Origin of the sequence: Serratia sp. BIGb0234, from assembly GCF_024809915.1 — a bacterium.
Classification (GTDB): domain Bacteria; phylum Pseudomonadota; class Gammaproteobacteria; order Enterobacterales; family Enterobacteriaceae; genus Serratia; species Serratia liquefaciens.
Window position 1 is genome coordinate 279696 of sequence record NZ_JANUEI010000004.1, and the last position, 15029, is coordinate 294724.

The 15029-nt window shown below is 53.6% G+C and carries 10 protein-coding genes and 1 pseudogene; 8 read left to right on the plus strand and 3 right to left on the minus strand.

Annotated elements, in window-relative coordinates:
* From M2407_RS17495 to M2407_RS17505, 3 genes are all read left to right on the plus strand, one after another.
* A complete protein-coding gene (locus M2407_RS17495; RefSeq protein ID WP_046373559.1) occupies window positions 1-714 on the plus strand; it encodes an SDR family NAD(P)-dependent oxidoreductase in 714 nt (237 codons plus the stop codon).
* Between the two features lie 400 nt (window positions 715-1114).
* Window positions 1115-2506 (plus strand): diaminobutyrate--2-oxoglutarate transaminase, encoded by a 1392-nt coding sequence (locus M2407_RS17500; RefSeq protein ID WP_020826882.1) that lies wholly within the window; start codon window positions 1115-1117, stop codon window positions 2504-2506.
* Window positions 2507-2511: 5 nt separating this feature from the next.
* Window positions 2512-3984 (plus strand): aspartate aminotransferase family protein, encoded by a 1473-nt coding sequence (locus tag M2407_RS17505; protein WP_259218736.1) that lies wholly within the window; start codon window positions 2512-2514, stop codon window positions 3982-3984.
* A gap of 156 nt (window positions 3985-4140) precedes the next feature.
* Here M2407_RS17505 and M2407_RS17510 read toward each other — a convergent pair whose 3' ends face one another.
* The gene (locus M2407_RS17510) at window positions 4141-5028 is read right to left on the minus strand and encodes a LysR family transcriptional regulator (protein WP_129940603.1); all 888 of its coding nucleotides are present in this window, start codon (window positions 5026-5028) and stop codon (window positions 4141-4143) included.
* Window positions 5029-5353: 325 nt separating this feature from the next.
* Between M2407_RS17510 and M2407_RS17515 the strand changes: the two genes are divergently transcribed.
* Complete coding sequence (locus M2407_RS17515; protein WP_187962887.1) at window positions 5354-6274, plus strand: LysR family transcriptional regulator; 921 nt, start codon at window positions 5354-5356, stop codon at window positions 6272-6274.
* Window positions 6275-6406: 132 nt separating this feature from the next.
* The gene (locus M2407_RS17520; protein ID WP_048758948.1) at window positions 6407-7309 is read left to right on the plus strand and encodes an endonuclease/exonuclease/phosphatase family protein; all 903 of its coding nucleotides are present in this window, start codon (window positions 6407-6409) and stop codon (window positions 7307-7309) included.
* Window positions 7310-7374: 65 nt separating this feature from the next.
* Here M2407_RS17520 and M2407_RS17525 read toward each other — a convergent pair whose 3' ends face one another.
* Entirely contained in the window at window positions 7375-8361 is a 987-nt protein-coding gene (locus M2407_RS17525; protein ID WP_259218739.1) for a zinc-binding dehydrogenase, read from the minus strand.
* Between the two features lie 132 nt (window positions 8362-8493).
* Here M2407_RS17525 and M2407_RS17530 point away from each other — a divergent pair, with 132 nt between their 5' ends.
* On the plus strand, window positions 8494-9381 hold the full coding sequence (locus M2407_RS17530; RefSeq protein ID WP_048758952.1) for a LysR family transcriptional regulator: 888 nt from the start codon (window positions 8494-8496) through the stop codon (window positions 9379-9381).
* Between the two features lie 353 nt (window positions 9382-9734).
* Here M2407_RS17530 and M2407_RS17535 read toward each other — a convergent pair.
* A pseudogene (locus tag M2407_RS17535) lies at window positions 9735-9839 on the minus strand (hypothetical protein); the annotation flags it as partial.
* A 396-nt stretch (window positions 9840-10235) separates the two neighbouring features.
* Between M2407_RS17535 and M2407_RS17540 the strand changes: the two are divergent.
* A complete protein-coding gene (locus tag M2407_RS17540; RefSeq protein WP_259218740.1) occupies window positions 10236-12671 on the plus strand; it encodes a glucose/quinate/shikimate family membrane-bound PQQ-dependent dehydrogenase in 2436 nt (811 codons plus the stop codon).
* Window positions 12672-12935: 264 nt separating this feature from the next.
* Window positions 12936-15023 (plus strand): EAL domain-containing protein, encoded by a 2088-nt coding sequence (locus M2407_RS17545; RefSeq protein ID WP_259218741.1) that lies wholly within the window; start codon window positions 12936-12938, stop codon window positions 15021-15023.
* The last annotated feature ends 6 nt before the right edge of the window (window positions 15024-15029 follow it).

Below are 15029 nucleotides of genomic sequence, written 5' to 3' on the forward strand. Positions count from 1 at the left end.
ATGACAACCACCGTATTGATTACGGGTGCCAACAGGGGCCTGGGTCATGAAACCGCCCGGCGTCTTGCCGGGTGCGGGTGGCACGTAGTCCTCGGCGCGCGGGATCCCCTGCGCGGCGAACAGGCCATTCAAGAGCTGGCGCAGCAGGGCCTGCATGCAGAATTGCTGATCATCGATGTGATTTCCGAGGAGTCAGTGCGTCAGGCAGCGGCGGATTTCAGCAAGGTACACGATCGCCTTGATGTTCTGATCAATAACGCCGGCGTTTCTGGTCCCTGGGGACACCCAAGGGAAACCTGCGCCGTAGCCCTGACGGAAATCTACCAAACCCAGGTTTTTGGCGTAGTTCGCATGATGCAGGCCTTTCTCCCCCTGCTGCAAGCCGCCGCCAACCCCAGAGTGGTGATGGTGTCCAGCTCGCTGGGCTCGTTTCATACCATGACCGGCAAAAGCGGCACCTTCGAGTCCAGAATATTGCAACTGGCCTATCCCTCTTCAAAAGCGGCGCTCAACATGCTGGTAACGCAATACGCCAAGGCATTGCCGAGAATCAAGATTAACGCCGTTAACCCGGGCTTTACCCAAACCGATCTCAACCCTCTGGGTTGCCAGACGATAACCGAGGGTACTGATGCGATCGTGGCCCTGGCCTCCATCGCAAACGATGGCCCAACGGGAGGATTTTTTGATCGTTATGGCGAAATTCCCTGGTAATGCGCCAATGGCACCCTTTTCCGCTAAAGTCCGTTAATGTCTAAGCAATGCCTTATTTATATTAAGACATTGTTTCAAAATTCCTTCCGCATGTTCCTGACCTTTGTTTGAAAATTACCTTCAAAATAAACGTATTGGGCCGGTACCCTTACTTTTCTTGAGGAGGTTTTTTGTGCCGTGTCAAGCCCGCAATCGCCCTTAAATCGTGCCATTATTGGCCACAAAACAAGCAATTTATTGATTTTTATTAAAAAAACCATAAATCTCCCCCGGCCAAATAACTATTGAGCCGGGGGGTAAAAAGCCATATATTGGGCCCGTTTTTCTCACGGTAGTTAATTGTTCAATTCAATAATTCAACTAGGGCGTCATTGTTACCCCCAGTTGTAGGAGAGATATGATGACGGATAAAGTCCGTATTGATAATTTCGGTGTGAATTTAGAAAATGTAAATAACGAAACATATTTGGCGCGACAAGCTGAATTTGAATCGAATGTCAGGAGTTACCCCCGTAAATTGCCGTTGGCAATTGCGAAAGCCCAAGGCGTTTGGATCACTGATGTTGAGAATAATCAATATCTTGATTGCCTGGCTGGTGCGGGTACGCTGGCTCTGGGTCATAACCATCCTGACGTCCTCCAAAGCATCCAAAATGTCATTACCAGCGGCTTGCCGTTACATACCCTCGATCTTACAACACCGTTGAAAGATGAGTTTTCTGCCTATTTACTCTCTTTATTACCAGGTCAAGGCCAGGAATACTGCCTGCAGTTCTGTGGCCCTTCGGGCGCAGATGCGGTAGAAGCCGCACTGAAACTGGCGAAAAAGCATACCGGCCGTACCGGCGTGATCAGCTTCTCCGGCGGTTACCACGGCATGACCCATGGCGCACTGGCGGTCACGGGCAACCTGTCGCCGAAAGAAGCCATTAACGGCATGATGCCGGAAGTCCAGTTTATGCCTTACCCGCACGAATACCGCTGCCCGCTCGGCATCGGTGGCGAAGCCGGGGTCAAGGCGCTGACTTACTATTTCGAAAACCTGATCAATGACGTCGAAAGCGGCGTGCGCAAACCTGCGGCGGTCATTCTGGAAGCCGTTCAGGGCGAAGGCGGCGTTAACCCGGCCCCGGTCGAGTGGCTGCAGCGTATTCGCAAAGTCACGCAGGAACACGGCATTTTGCTGATCATCGACGAAGTTCAGGCTGGTTTTGCCCGTACCGGCAAACTGTTCGCCTTTGAACACGCCGGTATTGAGCCGGATATCATCGTGATGTCCAAAGCGGTTGGCGGCGGTTTGCCTCTGGCAGTATTGGGTATCAAGAAACAGTTCGACGCCTGGGAGCCTGGCCACCATACCGGCACTTTCCGCGGCAACCAACTGGCGATGGCTACCGGCCTGACCACCCTGCAACACCTCAAAGATAACCAGGTGGCCGAAAAGGTTGCCGCGCAAGGCGAATGGCTGAAAGCCAAGCTGGCCGAGCTGCAAAAACGTTATCCGGTGATTGGTCACGTGCGTGGTCTGGGTCTGATGATCGGTTTGGAAATTGTGAAACCGAACGAAGCGCAGGATCACATGGGCTGCTACCCGGCTGACGGCCAGCTCTCTGCCCTGCTGCAGAAGAAATGCTTCGAAGCCGGTCTGATCCTGGAGCGCGGCGGCCGTAACGGCTGCGTGCTGCGTCTGCTGCCTTCCCTGCTGATCACTAACGACGAACTGGCTATCTTCCTGGATAAATTTGAACAGGCCCTGTTAGCTGCCGGCATCAAGCCGGTGGATGTGGAGTGAAGTCGATGTCCCGGTTAAACCCGATTCTGGCCGCTTCTGCGCAAAGCACAGAGGCGTACCAGCAAGCGATCGAACAGAGCAGTCAGGCCGTGGTGCAGTGGCTGCAACAACCCGAGATGTATCAGGGGAAAACCGTTGCCGAGCTGCGTGAACGCATCAAGCTTGATTTTACCCCTCAGGGCCTGGGCAACCAGGTCGCTATCGAACGCGCCATTGAGTATTTTTTAAAAGACAGCCTGTCGGTGCATCATCCGCAGTGCGTCGCACATTTGCATTGCCCTAGCCTGGTGATCAGCCAGGCTGCCGAAGTGTTGATCAACGCCACTAACCAGAGCATGGACTCTTGGGATCAAAGCCCGTCAGCGACCCTCATCGAGATGAAGCTGATTGAATGGTTGCGTACCCAGGTAGGTTACCAGCCTGGCGACGCCGGGGTGTTCACCAGTGGCGGTACCCAGAGCAACCTGATGGGGCTGATGTTGGCGCGTGACGCCTTCTTCGCCAAACAGGGCCACTCTGTGCAGCAGGATGGTCTGGTTGGTAATCTGAGAAAGATTAAAGTGTTATGTTCTGAAAATGCCCACTTCTCGGTGCAAAAGAACATGGCTTTACTCGGCCTGGGTTACCAATCCGTGACGCTGGTGAAAACCGATCAATTCGCACGTATGGATCTGAACGATTTGGCCGAAAAACTGGCGCAGGCCAAGGCCAATGGCGAGCAGATCCTGGCGATCGTCGCCACCGCAGGTACCACGGATGCCGGGGCTATCGACCCGCTGCGCGGCATTGCGCAGTTGGCGGCGGAACATCAGATCTGGGTGCATGTCGATGCGGCCTGGGGCGGCGCCTTGCTGCTTTCCGAGAAGTACCGCGACTATCTGGATGGCATTGAATTGGTGGACTCCGTCACGCTGGACTTCCACAAACAATTCTTCCAGACCATCAGCTGCGGTGCTTTCTTGCTGAAAGAAGCCCGTCACTATGAACTGATGCGTTATCAGGCGGCCTACCTGAACTCCGAGTTCGATGAAGCTCAGGGCGTGCCTAACCTGGTGTCCAAATCCTTGCAGACCACCCGCCGTTTTGATGCGTTGAAACTGTGGATGGGCCTGGAAGCGTTGGGGCAGGAGCAATATGCGGCGATCATCGATCATGGCGTAACGCTGGCGCAACAGATGGCTCACTACATCGGCGATCGGCCGGCGCTGGAACTGGTCATGCAGCCGCAGCTGGCCAGCGTGCTGTTCCGCTACCGTCCGCAGCAGTTAGCCGCCGCCGGCGATGCCGCCGTGGCACTGCTGAACCAGCGGATCGGCGATGCGTTGCTGGAATCTGGCCGCGCCAACGTCGGGGTCACCGAGTTTAACGGCGTGACCTGCCTGAAAATGACGTTGTTGAACCCGACGGTCAGCCTGGACGATATCAAAGTCCTGCTGGCGCTGGTGGAAGAAACCGCGCAGCAGTTGCCTGCCGCCTAATCCGCGCGCTCTGCCCTAACTGGCAGCCAAAAGCCGATAACATTAGCTTGTTATCGGCTTTTTTGTTGGCAGAAGCAGCATTACCATCGTCCGCAGGAAAAGCACCTTCAGCAATCTGTCACCATCTCAACACGAACGGTGTCCGGCCAAAACCCATTAATGGCGCAGCGCATCGATCAACAAGGCAAACGCCGGGGGATGTTGCCTCCTGCTGGGATAATAGAGGTAGTAACCGGGAAATGTCGGACACCATTCATCCAGGATCTGGATAAGCTCCCCTGATTTGACTTCGTTTTGGATCATATCTTCGGGCACGCAGGCGATACCAAACCCTGACGACGCAGCGTCGATCCTCTCTGCCAACAGATTAAATGTCAGCTGCCCTTCCACTTTCACGCGCAACGGCTTACCGTCTTTCTCAAACTCCCAGTGGTATAGACCGCCGGCGGTAGGAAGCCGCATGTTGATGCAACGATGTTGCTGCAACTCGTGGGGCGTCTGCGGGATCCCGTGCTCTGCAAAGTAACTCGGCGCCCCCACAACCACCATTCGCATGTCCGGTCCGATTTTTACAGCAATCATGTCCTTATCTACGCTTTCCCCAAGGCGAATACCTGCATCGAAACGCCCTTCCACGATGTCAACGAACCCATTATCCACCACCAGTTCGATATTGATTTCAGGGTATTCCCGGAGAAAAGGTTTTAGCTTCGGCCACAGCAGGCACCGCGCTGCATGCTCCCCGGCGGAAAGTCTGATGTTGCCCGAAGCGGTGCCATTTGGTTGGAGCAGGATTTCAAGTTCATGCTCAAGATCGGCAAGCCGTGGCTCGAGACAGGCGATTAACTTCTCCCCAACCTCCGTTGGGGCGACGCTGCGGGTGGTTCGGGTCAGAAGACGCGTATTTAAACGTTGTTCTAATGCCTTCACCGCATGGCTCAATGCCGACTGAGAAACCCCCAGCTTAGCCGCCGCTTTGGTAAAGCTTTTCTCTCTGGCAACCACCAGGAAAATTTGCAGCTCATTGAAGTTTTCTTTCAGCATGAGGTATTTCCTTAACGCATTGAGTAATGGCAGATAAAACTAATGACAACGCGCGATCTACGCAATCATTTTAGCCCGAAATATCCAGCCAATTACCGGCAAGATGTGTGAGTCATCGCAACACCCAATCCCCGGTATGCGCCAATGAGCAGGACGGTCTGTTGCTGTTTTGGCGGTGTTTGCATGCATGAAAGTATTCCTCTGTGTTTCCGTTGTCATGTGCGGTAAAAAATATAACTATGCTAAATAGATTACGGAAGACGCAGCATTTGTACTAATCACCTGCATCGGACGCCTCTCCTATCAATAAACCAGGATCCCCGACATGTCAGAACCCGATCTCAATTTACTGATTGCGCTCGATGCGTTGCTTACGCTCGGCAGCGTGGCCGAAGCTGCACGCCGCCTAAACCTCAGCGCTTCGGCCATGAGCCGCACGCTTGGCCGCTTGCGGGCAGTCACCGGAGATCCGTTACTGGTAAGGGCCGGCCGCAATATGGTGCTCACTCCCTATGCCGAAGAGATTCGTGAACGTACGCAAAACACCGTATTTGAGGCGCGTTCGATACTGCGCCCCTCGGTTTCAGAACTGAGTTTATCAACGTTGGAACGCACATTTACCCTGCGCGCCAACGAGGGCTTTGTCGAAGCATTCGGCGCCGCACTGATCTCCGCCGTGGCAACGGCAGCCCCGTTGGTGAGACTCTGTTTTGCGCCCAAACCGGAAAAAAACTCCCGCCATTTGCGTGAGGGACGGGTTGATTTGGAAATCGGCGTTTTGGGGGATATGGGGCCGGAAATTCGCTTGCAGGCGCTGTTCCGCGACCGATTTGTCGCGGTGGTCAGAAAGGGCCATCCGTTGGAGCAGAAAGCCGACATCACCGCGCGGGCTTATGCTGACTGTGGCCATGTGGTCGCATCACGCCGTGGGCTGGTCACCGGCCCGGTAGATCAGGGATTGGCTGAATTGGGGTTGGAACGAAAAATAGCCGCCGTGGTGCCGAGTTTTCCCGCCGCGCTGGCGGTGGCTCAGGCGTCCGATCTGGTGGCATTGGTCCCTGCTTCTTTCCTGATCAATCAACCGCTGGGCACTGCGCTTTATATGTTTGAACTGCCGGTAAAAACCCAAAGCATCACCGTTTCGCAGATGTGGCACCCGCGTTTGGAGGCCGATCCTGCCCACCGTTGGCTGCGGCAATGGGTGCTGAAGGTGGTTCAACAACGCTTTGCCACGCTAAATACCTGAAAGCACTGTGCCGGCAGATATTCTAGCCTTAATTTTCATCGCGTCGGAGGTTTGAGTCAGGTATCACGATAACCGCCCCCTTTCTTCTGTATTCTTTGATAAGGAATCTATTTTATCGGGAGATTAGGTGACATGAAAAAAACAGTTATATTCACCATGATGGCGCTGGGCAGCCTTATCGCCAACGCGCAGGCGAGCGACAAACTAGCTGGTAATGAAATACTTGCCGTTCAAAAAGGCGGCGTGCCAGACAAGGTTTTCACGCAGGATAAACCGCATTTGAAGATAGCCACCTATAACATCGGTAAAAATGAAGCCTCCTCTGCCGTCTCCGATTTCACCGCACTTAATTCGGCCATTAAAAGAATAGATGCGGATATCATCGCCATCCAGGAAGTGGACAATAAGACCCAGCGCAGTCAAAAACTCGATCAGCTTAAAAAAATCGCTGATGCCAATAAAATGCATTATGCCTTTGGCAAAGCGCTTGATTTCGATGGCGGCGAGTATGGGGTAGGACTGCTTTCCAAATATAAAATTCTACATTCACAGGTGGTGAAATTACCCTCGGGTGATGCCGAACAGCGCGTCACATTACTGGCGCAGGTTGAGGTTCCCGGATTTGATTCAGCGCCAATCATCATGGTCACCCATCTCGACTGGCAAAAAGATCCGGCAATACGCACTGAACAAGCACGCTACCTTTTGGATTTGAGTATTGGCGATGCCGCATCTGATTTCAAAGATATGGCTTCCTCGATCAAGATCCTCGCTGGCGATTTCAACTCGACTCAAGATGAACAGCCATTGAAAGAAATACGCTATTTTTTCAATGAAGTTGCGAAAGATGGAGCCGATACTCGCAGTTGGCCAGCGGTCAATCCCGCTATTGATATAGACCATATCTTCACATTTAAGGGGCAAAAGTGGAACGTGAAGAATCTGGATATCCCACATAATTCGCCTGAATTTACCTGGTCAACGGCAAGCGATCACCTGCCGGTTATTGCCGAGCTTGAGCTTTCAGAACAGTAAGGCCAATGAGGAAGCCAGTCACAGGCTTCCTCACTGTTTTTTACCCATCATGGTCCTTGCTGGCCTCAGATGCGAACCACCAGTTTGCCCTGAGCACGGTCATTCTCGATCATGCGGTGAGCGTTGGCGACATCGTCAAAGTCGAAGGTTTTCACCCGCAGCGACGGCATGGTCTGGTCCGCTACCTGTTGAGCAATCCACTTCAGCGGCGAGTCGGCCAAAGGCAGCGCTGGGGTGCCAAGCAACCCACTGCCAAAGAAGGTCAAGCGTGTTGCATTGGGAAGATCGTTCATCAGATGCAGATTATCCAACACCGGTGCCCCGCCCAGCAGGCCTATTACCACTGCGGTACCAAAAGGTTTGAGCGCATTGAGGCTATCGCGCACCGTGGCGGCGCCAACCACCTCAAGGGCCACATCTACGCCTTCCGGCGCTACACCCCGTATTTGTTCTGCAATTTCACCGGTATCAATCACCACCACATCTGCGCCAATGGCGGTCAGCCGGGCTGCGTTACTGGCCGAGCGGGTGGTGGCGATAACCCGCTGTCCACGCGCCTTGGCATAGGCCACGGCAGCCTGCCCCACCGAAGAGGTCGCGCCGCGCACCAGCACCGTCTGCCCCGGTACGTTGTCAATTAAGCGGCCCAGAGCCCCCCATACGGTAAGATAGCTCTCCGGCAATGCGGCAAGTTCTTCCCATGAAAGGCTGATGCCGTCCAAATCGATGACGTTGCTGCGTAACACCGTGACCTCCTCGGCGTAGCTGCCGTTGCGGGTGAACTGCAATCCCCCCATGGCGGTGGCCACATGCTGCCCTACGCGAAACAGGCCTGAAGCATCCTCAATCACTTCGCCTACGGCTTCAATCCCAGGCACAACCTGTCCGGCGATCGGGCCCATTTTACCGGCACGGCGGTAAATTTCGGCGCGGTTAAGACCAAACGCCCGTACCCGAATGCGAACTTCATCCGCCTTTGGCGCGACAGAAGGAATATCGCGCAGTTGCAAAACGTCCGGGCCGCCAACTTGTTCAATCACATAAGCTTTCATAACCGTTCTCCAGTTCAACAGTGAGTTAATCAACGAGCTATCTCGCCGATAGGTTGAACTGTATAGATTCCAATATTGATGGGGAATACACGAAAATGGTAACGTCAATCTCATAAATGATAGGGGTGTCGTATGGACTTCAACGCAACCAAAATGTTTGTCTCAGTAGTACAAGCAGGCAGTCTTTCGGCCGCCGCCGACAAGACCCATGTGCCGCTCCCTACCCTGAGCCGGCGCATACGTGAGCTGGAGCGCGAACTTGACGTGCAGTTGCTGGAGCGTTCACCGCGCGGTATCAAGCTGACTGAAGCCGGCAGCCGTTTATATGAACATGCCAGCCGCGGGGTGGAAGCCCTGAATGAAGCTCAGCAGGCCGTGATGAATGATGAAACCCGGCTTAAAGGCCGCCTGCGTCTGTCGATGCCCCCCAACTTTGATCCCTGGTGGGACTTGCTGGGGGCTTTCCAACAACGGTTTCCCGAAATCAGCGTTAGCGTATTTTCAACGGAACGGCGGATCGATCTGGTACAGGATGGCATTGACGTTTCGCTCCGCGTCGGCACCATCGTGCATGAGTCTATGGTGGCACGGCAAATGCTGAAGTATCGGCATCTGCTGGTCGCTGCGCCGTCATTACTGGCGCAGTTTGGCCAACCTGCCAGCGTGGAGGATTTGCATCACTACCCTTGTGCGAGCTGGGCGGCGGACTCCAGCGCCCGTGGCCTCTGGCGGCTGGGCCATCAGGTGTTTGAGCCGAAGGCGGTACTGGTGGCGAACGATTACGCACTTTTACGCAGCAGAGCCGTCGCGGGTCAGGCGGTCACTGAGTTACCGCCCTTTATGGCGAACAAGGAGATCGCCGCCGGCCGTTTGTGCGCAGTCTTACCTTCTCACCCGTTGCCAGAACAAACGCTTAGCTTGCTCTATCCATCACAACGACATCCCTCGCGACTGGTGCGGGCGTATCTCGATTTCTGTCAGGAACAGCTGACAACCTACCTGAATGCGAATGTTGAATAAGCCAGATAACGACGAGGTGGGACGATAAAATTCACAGGTGATTGATAGCGGGAAATTTAGCAGAGGACGGCGTTTTTTGGGATTTTCCGCTTTAAGATTAATAATGCTTTAATAGTGCCCACTATGCAGTACAGTAAAACGATGACGCCCAATCAATCGAAGCACTGCATAGTGGAATACTAATGTTAACGTAATGAATTAATTTCTATAACCTTATGTAACTAAAGAAACTGAAAAGTAACCTGATAATCCTTCACCGTAGGCTGGGCAAAAAATATAAAAGCGACTGGGTATATTCTCTCTGTATAACACTCGTCCTTTTTACTTCCAGCAAACGCCTCAGGGTTTATAAATTAGTCAATAACCGCATCATTAACGCACAGCTTTAATCCAGAAAGCGCGAGCGTATGTCCGTCCCCTTCAACAGTGATGAGGGGGCTATTAAAGGCTTTCGCCATTACTTCTGTGTAAGGCGGTGCCTCATCCTATCTTCACGCAATAAATAATAACTGCGGCAGTTCAGCAGATACGGCTGGCGTATGTTGCTGCTACCTTCCTTTAAATAACCAGGCATCACAAATTTTGCGCGGGGGTACCTTGCGGGCTTGGGGAGTTGCTGGACGCCTAAGCCGCGTTCTCTCCAGGATGGAGCACGCTGCCCTGCAGTTGTTGCAATTCGGGCTAAGAATTTAGTTAGCAAGCAACATATCCTTAACTTTATAATGAATCAAATGGTACAATATCGACATTCCATCGTTTGATTTACGCTCTGCTTTCACCCCACCAGGGAACGGTACGGACGCGATCATTCGAGGTAAACATGAAGAAAAACATTATCTTGGAGTCTTTCAGACATGCCTGAATCAAATGCCCGTCCGGGTATAAAACTTAAACTATGGTGTTGTTTATTAGGGATAATCCTTACCGCTGTCGGCTTATTCTTCGCCATTGCTGGCGGTAAGCTGGTTTCGCTGGGGGGCAGCAGCTACTTCCTGATTGCCGGTATCGTTACCCTGCTTTCCGCCGTGCAATTCTTCCGTCGCAAATCTTCGGCCGTGCCGCTGTTCCTGCTGGTGTTTGTCGGCACGCTGGTTTGGTCGGTGGTTGATGCCGGTTTCGATTTCTGGCCATTGGTTTCGCGGCTGATGGTCCCTGCCGGTTTGATGCTGTTGGCCTTCCTGAGCTGGCCGGCACTGCGTAAGCCAGAAGGCAAAACGCCGTTGGCAAAATTGTCTTACCTGCTAAGTGCGGTATTGGCCGTTGGCATGGTCGGCACCTTTGTGCAGATGTTCCAGCCACACCCTACCGTGGCTTTCAGCGGTGAGCCGTTGCCGCTGATCCCAGTGGACAAAAGCAAACAACAAAAAGATTGGGATAACTACGGCAATACCCCGGGTGGCAGCCGCTTCGTGGCGCTGGACCAAATCACTCGCGACAACGTGAAAGACCTGAAGGTCGCCTGGACCTTCCACACCGGCGATACTCCGTTGAGTCCGGATGGCAACGGCGCTGAAGATCAGCAAACGCCGTTGCAAATCGGCAACCGTATCTTCCTGTGTACGCCGCATAACAACGTGATTGCCGTCGATGCCGACAGCGGTAAAGAGATCTGGAAACGTGAAATCAACGCGAAATCCCAGGTCTGGAACCGTTGCCGCGGCCTGGCCTACTTTGATGTTGCCAAGCCCCTGCAACAACCGACCGTACCCGGCTCTACGCCCGCGACACCGGTCACCCTGGCTGCGGGCGACAGTTGCCAGCGCCGTATTCTGATGAATACCATCGATGCGCGCCTGGTGGCAATCAACGCTGATAACGGTGAATTCTGTCAGAACTTTGGCAACCAGGGCGTGGTTGATCTGAAAGTCGGTCTGGGCGATGCGGCCGATCCGAAATATCAGCTGACTTCCGCACCCACCCTGGCGGGCACCACCGTTGTCGTCGGCGGCCGCGTAGCCGATAACGTACAAACGGATATGCCTGGCGGCGTGCTGCGCGGTTTCGACGTGATCACCGGCGCGATGCGCTGGGCGTTCGACCCGGGTAATCAGGATCCAAACTCGGCCTTAAAACCCGGCCAGACCTTTGTACGCAGCACCCCAAATTCCTGGGCACCGATGTCCTACGACCCGGCGATGAACACCGTGTTCCTGCCAATGGGCAGCTCCTCGGTGGATCTGTGGGGCGCTAACCGTAACGCGTTGGATCACAAATACGGCGCTTCCATCCTGGCGTTGGACGCCACCACCGGTAAAGAGAAATGGGTTTATCAGACCGTTCATAACGACCTGTGGGATTTCGACCTGCCGATGCAGCCTAGCCTGATCGACTTCCCAATGAAGGACGGTACCACCAAACCGGCCCTGGTCATTGGTGCCAAAACCGGTCAGATCTTCGTGTTGGATCGCCATACCGGTAAGCCTTTGACCGAAGTGAAAGAGCTGCCGGTGAAAACCCGCACCATCCCCGGTGAGCAATACTCCGCCACTCAACCTTTCTCTGTCGGCATGCCACAAATTGGCGCTGAAAAACTGACTGAGTCCGACATGTGGGGTGCTACGCCGTTTGATCAGCTGATGTGTCGCATCAGCTTTAAATCCATGCGCTATGACGGCCTGTTTACCGCACCGGACACCGATATTTCACTCAGTTTCCCAGGCTCTCTGGGCGGCATGAACTGGGGTGGCCTGTCGACCGATCCGAATAATCATTACATCTTCGCCAACGACATGCGTTTGGGCCTGTGGGTACAGATGATCCCGCAAAAAACCGATGCCAATACCCCGGCCAGCAATGGTGGTGAATCGGTCAATGCCGGTATGGGTGCGGTGCCGTTAAAAGGCACGCCTTACGGCGTTAACAAAAATCGTTTCATGTCACCTCTGGGCATTCCTTGCCAGAAACCACCGTTTGGTACCCTGTCGGCGATCGACCTGAAAACGCAGAAAGTGGTGTGGCAAGTGCCGGCCGGTACGGTTCAGGATACCGGGCCTTTCGGTATCAAAATGCGCGCGCCAATGCCGGTGGGCATGCCGACGCTCGGCGGCACGCTGGCGACGCAGGGCGGCCTGGTATTCATTGCCGGTACTCAGGATTACTACCTGCGGGCCTTTGACTCCTCCACCGGTAAAGAAGTGTGGAAAGCGCGCTTGCCTGTCGGCAGCGGCGGCACGCCAATGAGTTATGTTTCACCGACAACCGGCAAACAGTACATCGTGATTTCCGCCGGTGGTGCTCGTCAGTCGCCGGCCCGTGGCGATTACGTCATTGCCTATGCACTTGATAAATAAATCTAACCACAGGTTATGATCGCAGCCCCCGCCTCACCGCGGGGGCTTTTTTATATTCCCGGGGACGTGTTTAATAGCCTAGAACTCATTAAACTGGCCCATTAGAAGACGGAAATACGAGAGTATTCCTAATGTGTTAACCGACTTTATATCTCATTCTCTCTGGCGGCTTTTTATTGCGCAGAAACGGCTATTGAATATTTCCACCCGCAGGCTTTTTATTGGCTAGCATAAAAGACAGGTGGTTTTCAGAGGAAATGACGAATGAGTGTTCTACCCGAGCGCAGTGATGAAAAACCGCCTGTGGATATGGCTAATGAAATTTTTAATGGTTTACCTAATCTCATTGGCATGGGTAATAGCCTCGAGGGACATTTCAATAAGCTTTGGTGTCAATATACCGGCCTCTCCTCATTTGATAACCCAGGCGCTTGCTGGTTGAAAGCCCTGCACCCTGCCGAATATCCTCTTATCGAACCGCTATGGCAGCAGGCGATTGGCATGGCGACCTCTTTCGTTAATGAAGTTCGCCTGCGACAGTACAACGGCGAGTACCGCTGGTTTTTACTGTCTTTCGGCGCGAAGAAAAAGCCTGATAGCGAAGAAACAGATTGGTATCTGAGCGGCACCGATATCCATGATTCCGTATTGGAAAAACAGCGAATTACCACCACGCTGGCCGCGCAGAAAAACATGCTTGATGCCAGCGTCGACTGCATCAAGGTCATCAATAATGACGGGACGCTGCTGCACATCAACAGAGCCGGCAGCGTCGCGCTGGGCATCGATGAGCACCAACCGCAATTTGGCATGCCCTGGCTGAATCTGCTGCAACCCGAAGTGCGCTCGCGCGGCAAAAAAGCGCTGCGTAAAGTGCTAACCGGTAAAAACGCCCGCTTCGCCGGCCTTAGCGCCACGCCTGACGGCAAGCTGCAGCACTGGGACAATATTCTCAGTCCGGTCTTCGATAACGAGGATCGAATAGAAAATATATTGTGCGTCTCGCGCGACGTTAGCTCTCAGCGAATAGCCGAAAAACGTTTGCTGATCGCCAGTCAGTATGACGAACTGACCGGTTTGCCCAACAGACGCTTATTCAAGAAAAGATTAAAGCAGGAAATGAAGCGAGCCCTAAGCAGCAATAAATCGCTCGGGTTGATTTTGCTGGACCTGGACCATTTTAAGCTGGTTAACGACACCCTAGGGCACGCTGCCGGCGATCATCTGCTGCGCGTGTTGTCCCGCCGGCTGACGGCTTATTTAAATCCGAACTCGTTCGTTTCCCGCCTGGGCGGCGATGAGTTTGCGATTGTGATCGGCGACGTCGAAAACGAGCAGGATATTTACAAAATCGCCAATACCTTTCTGTTGCAGCTTGAGTCACCCATTACCCATGGCGGCAAGGCGTTGCATTGCGGCATGAGTATCGGCTGCGCCCTCTATCCTCAGGATGCCCGCGACGCCTCGGAATTGATGAAATGCGCCGATACCGCGTTATACGAACTCAAGGACGGCGGCCGGGGCGGCGTGTACATGTTTAATCCACAGATGATGGATAAGGCCAAAGAGCGTGCGGCGCAGCTTAATCACGCACGGCAGATAGTTCGCGATAATCAAATCCGCCCCAGCTACCAACCCAAGGTCAGCCTGGCAACCGGTGCCATTGTGGGCTTTGAGGCGCTGCTGCGCTGGTATTGTCCGCATCATGGTATGAAGATGCCAGATACCGTCGTCGAAGCATTCAACGATTACGAATTGGCAACCAAGATCAGCGAAACCATGCAGATGAAGGTTTTTGCCGATATCGCCACTTGGATCGCGTCTGGCGTGGAGGTGTTGCCGGTGTCTTTGAACGCCGCACCTATCGAATTTTTACGTGATAACTACGCCGAAACTTTCCTGCGGCGTCTGCAAATGTTTCGCATCCCCCACCATCTTATCGAGCTGGAGGTCACTGAGCATGCCTTCAACAAACACGGGTCGAAGTATGTGCTGCGAGCCTTGCAAATGCTTAAGGAAATGGGGATCAGGATCGCGCTTGATGACTTTGGCACCGGCCATTCCTCCTTTACGCACCTGATGGACTACCCTCTGGACTGCATCAAGTTGGATCGGGATTTCATCCGCCGCATGAATAATGAACCGGCGATTTTGGGCATCGTGGAAAGCATGGGGATTTTGGGGCAGAAATTATCCATTGATATTATTGCGGAAGGCATTGAATCCGAGCTGCAGCGGCAAACGCTGCGTGATTCCGGCTATCACCTGGGGCAAGGGTTTCTGTTCAGCCAGGCCGTCGAAGCGACCCAAGTCATCAATATGCTACGAGAAAACGTCCCTTCAAACACCTGAACCGGT

Coding starts and splice junctions, on each gene's coding strand:
- M2407_RS17495 (WP_046373559.1), top strand. CDS start 1: ATGACAACCACCGTATTGATTACGGGTGCCAACAGGGGCCTGGGTCAT.
- M2407_RS17500 (WP_020826882.1), top strand. CDS start 1,115: ATGACGGATAAAGTCCGTATTGATAATTTCGGTGTGAATTTAGAAAAT.
- M2407_RS17505 (WP_259218736.1), top strand. CDS start 2,512: ATGTCCCGGTTAAACCCGATTCTGGCCGCTTCTGCGCAAAGCACAGAG.
- M2407_RS17510 (WP_129940603.1), bottom strand. CDS start 5,028: ATGCTGAAAGAAAACTTCAATGAGCTGCAAATTTTCCTGGTGGTTGCC.
- M2407_RS17515 (WP_187962887.1), top strand. CDS start 5,354: ATGTCAGAACCCGATCTCAATTTACTGATTGCGCTCGATGCGTTGCTT.
- M2407_RS17520 (WP_048758948.1), top strand. CDS start 6,407: ATGAAAAAAACAGTTATATTCACCATGATGGCGCTGGGCAGCCTTATC.
- M2407_RS17525 (WP_259218739.1), bottom strand. CDS start 8,361: ATGAAAGCTTATGTGATTGAACAAGTTGGCGGCCCGGACGTTTTGCAA.
- M2407_RS17530 (WP_048758952.1), top strand. CDS start 8,494: ATGGACTTCAACGCAACCAAAATGTTTGTCTCAGTAGTACAAGCAGGC.
- M2407_RS17540 (WP_259218740.1), top strand. CDS start 10,236: ATGCCTGAATCAAATGCCCGTCCGGGTATAAAACTTAAACTATGGTGT.
- M2407_RS17545 (WP_259218741.1), top strand. CDS start 12,936: ATGAGTGTTCTACCCGAGCGCAGTGATGAAAAACCGCCTGTGGATATG.